This is a genomic window from Candidatus Protofrankia californiensis, from assembly GCF_900634765.1.
Classification (GTDB): domain Bacteria; phylum Actinomycetota; class Actinomycetes; order Frankiales; family Frankiaceae; genus Protofrankia; species Protofrankia californiensis.
Map to the genome: position 1 here is coordinate 6,085 of NZ_CAAAFT010000351.1, position 5,049 is coordinate 11,133.

At 68.4% G+C, this 5,049-nt stretch carries 2 protein-coding genes and 2 pseudogenes; 1 reads left to right on the forward strand and 3 read right to left on the reverse strand.

Going from position 1 to position 5,049, the window contains the following annotated elements; genetic code table 11:
* Positions 1-341: 341 nt before the first annotated feature.
* The 3 genes and pseudogenes from DD1DGNOD_RS18145 to DD1DGNOD_RS18155 all read right to left on the reverse strand — a co-directional run.
* Positions 342-581, reverse strand: a pseudogene (locus DD1DGNOD_RS18145) (flavodoxin); the annotation flags it as partial.
* 81 nt (positions 582-662) lie between these two features.
* Positions 663-1,808, reverse strand: a complete 1,146-nt coding sequence (locus DD1DGNOD_RS18150; protein WP_131770684.1) for a Fic family protein — start codon at positions 1,806-1,808, stop codon at positions 663-665.
* A 72-nt stretch (positions 1,809-1,880) separates the two neighbouring features.
* A pseudogene (locus DD1DGNOD_RS18155) lies at positions 1,881-2,114 on the reverse strand (flavodoxin); the annotation flags it as partial.
* Positions 2,115-2,698: 584 nt separating this feature from the next.
* Here DD1DGNOD_RS18155 and DD1DGNOD_RS18165 point away from each other — a divergent pair.
* Positions 2,699-5,049 (forward strand): 2OG-Fe(II) oxygenase (locus DD1DGNOD_RS18165; RefSeq protein WP_131770688.1); only part of this gene is annotated, 2,351 nt, incomplete at its 3' end.

The following is a 5,049-nucleotide window of genomic DNA, read 5'->3' on the forward strand; positions in this document are numbered from 1 at the left end:
CCACCGAAACCTAACGATCTACAAGACCTGACCAGTTACGCCCGATTCTTCCGGAGTTCTCCACGCCGCAGAACCACGTCTATCTCGAGAACACGTACTGCTTCACGACCGAGACGGAAATGGTCGAACATATCTGACGCGGCGCCCTGGGGCGGCTCGACCAACCACCACCAGGGACGGCCGACCGTCGCATCCAGCAGCGGGTAGTACCGCGGCGACGTCGCGGACCGCGTCCCATACATGCTCCGCGCCGGCCTCGATCATAGTGTCCTGGTAGATGGTGACGATGGGACGATCTCCGTCCACGGGCAATGGTTGAAGCAGATCATTCAGGGAAGACACTACGCCACCAGGTTCGCGGCGGTGGCGGCGCCGAGTTCCCAGCAGGCTTCGCGGGCGACGGCGTCCGGGGGGCCGATCACGGTGACCGGGTCGCGCAGGCGCTTCCAGCGCAGCCCGGTCGCGATCGACTCCACCGCCCGCACCGCGCCCGTCGTGTCATTGTTGCCATGGACGTACAGGGCATACGGACGACCCGTAGTTGCATCTAGACACGGATAGTAAACAGTGTCGAAGAAATGTCCCTAAGGATGTACTCGACGCTGAACGCGGCGCCCCGCTGGCCTGGCGGTACATCCGTCCAGGTGAGTCTCGCCCGCCCTCTATCGACCGCCGTACGGGTCGCGCAACGGTTGCTTGCTGTGCGCTGACTGGACCGACCGTTCGGCCCGTGCGGCAGCACCCACAGCGACATAACGCTGTGTCCGGCCATGCCCGACCTCCTCGATCAACCCGGCCTTCTTCAGCCCCGCCAAGTCGCGGATCGCCTGGTCGCGGGTCAGCCCCTCCTCTCGGGCATAGGTGCCACGTCTGACCCCGTCCGGGCGGGTCGCCGCGTACAGAGCGGCGACCGTCCGCTCCCCCAGGCCAGCCGCCGCGACCTGATCGGTGAGAACCCGCCAGACCTCCGCCGCGATCTCGAGCCGACGCTCGACCAACTGCGCCTGCAGGTGATGCGCCCGCAAGCAAAACCGCACCCAGCCGTGAGCATCCCGGCCGGGCTGGTAACTGCCACCCTGGGCGTCACCCAGCGCCGCGTAGTACATCGCGGTGTTGTGCGGCGACGATCCGAGCCATTCCTCAATGCTGGAGAACTCGGGGGCCAAGATCAGCTCTCGGGCCAGGACAAGAGTATGCAAGCAGCGTGACATCCGCCCGTTTCCGTCCCGCCAGGGATGAATACTGACCAGGTTCAGATGAGCCATTGCCGCGCGGACGACGGCGGGCGCGTCGGGGTCACCGTCCTGGAGCCAGTCGCACAACTCATCCACGAGAGCGGGCACGGTGTCCGCATCCGGCCCCGTATACACAGGAGGGTTGTCCGACGCACCGGCAACCCAGATCGGCCCCAGCCGGTACCGGCCTGGCGATCGCTCCAGTTCACTGCGCAACATCGTGAAGTGCAGCACCGACAGCAGCATCGGGTGGTAAGTGAAGACCTCGAACCGAGCCGCCTGCTGAACGTAGGTCAGCGCGTCCGCATAGCCGGCGATCGCCTCCCGGGTCGCCCGGTCGTGCGAGGTCGGCATCTCCTCGCCCGCGGCCGCCGCCTCGGCATCCGCGATGCCGACGGTGTAGCCCTCGATCGTGTTGGAGCCCCTGATCGCCCCCGCGATGAGACTCCGCCGCAACTGTCCGAGCCACCGCCTCGGTTCGGCGACCTGATGACGTAGATCCACACGGAACCGTTCGAGCTCTGCCAGCACCCGGTGGTCGGCGGCGTCGACCTCAGGCACACGGAACAGCATGCGACGATGCTACGCGCATCGTCGCTCGTTGCATCGTCGCGTGACTGAACAGGTCTCCCTGCCCGTCGCGGATCACTCCGGCATCAGGCTCGCGGCGGTGGTCGCGCCGAGTTCCCAGCAGGCTTCGCGGGCAGCCGCGTCCGGCGCGCCGACCAGCGTGAGCGGGTCGCGCAACCGCTTCCAGCGCAGGCCCGTCGCGATCGTCTCCACCGACCGCACCGCGCCGGTCGTGTCGCTGCCACCGTGGACGTAGAGGGCATACGGACGACCCACAGTCGCCTCTAGGCAAGGATAATAAATACTATCGCAAACTGAACATCAACAAGGGTGCTCAGTCGTGTTCCCGGCGAGCGCACTCGACTCCAGAAGGTAACGCCCGTGTCCCGACGGCGCCGGTCGCTGGTCGTGACCGTTCCCGCCGAGGAGCTCCGCGAGGCGCTGGCTTCGACTCCTGGGACGGACGTGGTGGTCTGGGACCCTCACGACGACATCACTCATGGTGGGCACCGTAGATCTCGGCATGGTACGTGCTCCGGTAGCGCCCGCGGCGCCGGCGCGTGGGCCTCCTTGCCCCACCCGCTGCCCCCAGTGATGACCGTCGCGCCGACGATTCGCACGCAGATCGGGCCGTGTCCCTCTCTCGTGTTCCCTTCCCTGGACGTTCTTGGACACGGGCACGACAGCGCCCGCAAGTGGCCGAGCACGCCACGCCGCTGACCCGGCTGGCAAGCGCCACGCGGACGCGCTGACACGGCAATGCCCTACGTTGCGCAACGCATCAAACCCACTCTGCGCGCGCGGCCGTGTGCCCGATCCCGTCGAGCGAGCCGGAACCCCTACAGTTCGGACTGCAAGTACCACGTCTCCAGCGATACGGGAGGAGGCCGAGGGTGACGGCGACGCCAGCGCGTGACCGGTTGGCCAGGACGTTGCGCGGCGATGTGAGAGCAGCGTTCAGCGCGGAGCTGAAAGCGAGGACGGACGACCTGCTCCTGGCGGTCGACGGCCTCGGGCCGGTCGCGCTCCCGGTGAAGCCCTCGGTTGCCCGCAAGCTCATCGACCTCGCCCAGCCTGCCCGATTCGGCCGTGGCGAGGAGACGCTGACCGACCCGGACGTCCGCAACACGTGGGAGATCCCGAAGCACCTCGTGCGCGCCGTGTGGAACGACGGCGCGCTGGATGTCATCCTGAAAACGGCCAAGGACGAGCTGGGGCTACCGAACGCCGCCGAGCTGACCGCCGATCTTCATTCCCTCCTGGTATACGAGCCGCACCAGTTCTTCCTCGCCCATCAGGACAGCGAGAAGGACGACCTGATGATCGGCACCCTGGTGGTGACGCTGCCGTCCACCTACACCGGCGGTGAGCTGGTGGTGCGGCATAACGAGGAGCGGACGAACCACCGCGGGTCGAAAACGGAGCTGTCGCTGGTCGCCTTCTACGCTGATTGTCGGCACGAGGTCCTCGAAGTGCGGACGGGGTACCGGATCGCGCTCACCTACAACCTGCTGCTGCACCGGGACACCAGCCAGCCGGAAGGCGACGAGGCGACCGTCATCGAGCTGGCGAACCTCCTGCGTGAGCACTTCAGCACGCCGGTGTCCAGCTACCGCCGCAGTCCCGTGGCCAACCCGCCGAAACGGCTCGTCTACCTCCTCGACCACGAGTACACCCCTCGTGCGCTGGGCTGGACCAGGCTGAAGGGCGCTGACACCGGCCGCGCGGCCCTTCTGCGAGCCGCCGCCGAGCGGGCGGCAGGGTGCGAGGCTGTCCTCGCGCTCGCCGACGTCAAGACAACGCACAGCGCGCATGAGGCGGACGAAGGCCGCGCATACCGACGACGCCGGTACTGGGATGACGACGATGACGAGGACTCGGGCGGCTCAGGCGAGTACGACATCGAGGAGCTGATCGACTCCGAGGTCACCCTCACGTACTGGACCGACCCGGAGGGCACCCGGCTGGAAAAGACCTCGCTGTTCGTAGGCAGTGGCGAGGTATGCGCGTCCACCGGGACCGACGACCTCGAGCCCTACTCCTCGGAGTACGAGGGGTATATGGGCAACTGGGGCAACACGCTGGACCGCTGGTACCACCGGGCGGCGGTTGCCGTTTGGCCTCGCGAGCAGGGCTTCGCGAACCGCGCCGAAACCTCGCCAGGCTGGGCTCTCGATGAGCTCGCCGCGATGGCGTCAGGCGGCGAGCTGGCAGGCGCCCGGGCCGCCGCGGCGACGCTCCAACCGTTCTGGGACAGCTCTCTGCGCGCACCGACCCCGGAGGCGAAGGAGAGGTTCTCCGGACTCTTCGGTAAGGCGCTGCGGACGGCGGACGCCGTGGCGGACGCGGCGACGGCGACGATGCTGCTGCGCCCGTTCCGGGTGGAGAACCTGACCACTGGCCACATCGACGCGTTCGGAAGACTCGTCGGCGGCTACGGCGAGCAGTGGACCACCGAACTGCTGCGGACGTGGTTCGGTGCGGGGCAGCCAGCCTGGGCATACACCGGCGGACAGGAACGGCAGCGGTGGGTGGCGGACTGGCTTCCCGGTCTGTGCGCGGGGCTGCATGCCGCGCACGGTGCCGGCGGCGCGATGGCCGCGCAGGGGCTCCTCGACCTGGTGTGGGAGTGGATCAGCAGAGACATCGGCACGGCACTCGCGTCGTCGCGGCCGAGCTACCGCGACAAGGCACTCGGTGAGCTAGCCAGACCGCTCGCCTCCGTATTGGCAGCCGCCATTGCGATGAAGGCGGCGAGCACCCGGGGCGGGGTGTCCGAATATCTTCGGCGGCAAGGGGAGGCGGTAACCGCGCTGGAGATGCCCGCGCTGCGCGCCGCGGCGGAACTGCCCGACGACAGCGCACGCCGCGACGCTGGCTTCGGCGACCTGGCCGCCGACTGCGCCGCACGGCTGCGCGCCCGGCTGGCCCGGCCGCGGCGCGCGTCCGCCGACTGGTCGATCGAACTGGCCGGCGGCGGCTGCGCCTGCGACCTGTGCGACACCCTCCGCGGGTTCCTGGGAGCCCCGAACCGGCGCACGTTCGAGTGGCCGCTCGCCGAGCAGCGCAGGCAGCACGTCCACTCCCGGATCGACGGCGCCGAACTGCCCGTCAGCCACGTCACGACGAGGAAAGGCCGCCCCTACACGCTCGTTCTGCGCAAGACCGACGCGCTCTTCACCGACGAGGCCGAGGCCCGGGCCAGGGATCAGGCGGATCTGGAGTGGCTCGCGGCGGCATGGAA

What these genes read in the sequence shown, in the direction of transcription:
- DD1DGNOD_RS18150 (WP_131770684.1), bottom strand. Translation starts at nt 1,808, where the DNA reads ATGCTGTTCCGTGTGCCTGAGGTCGACGCCGCCGACCACCGGGTGCTG.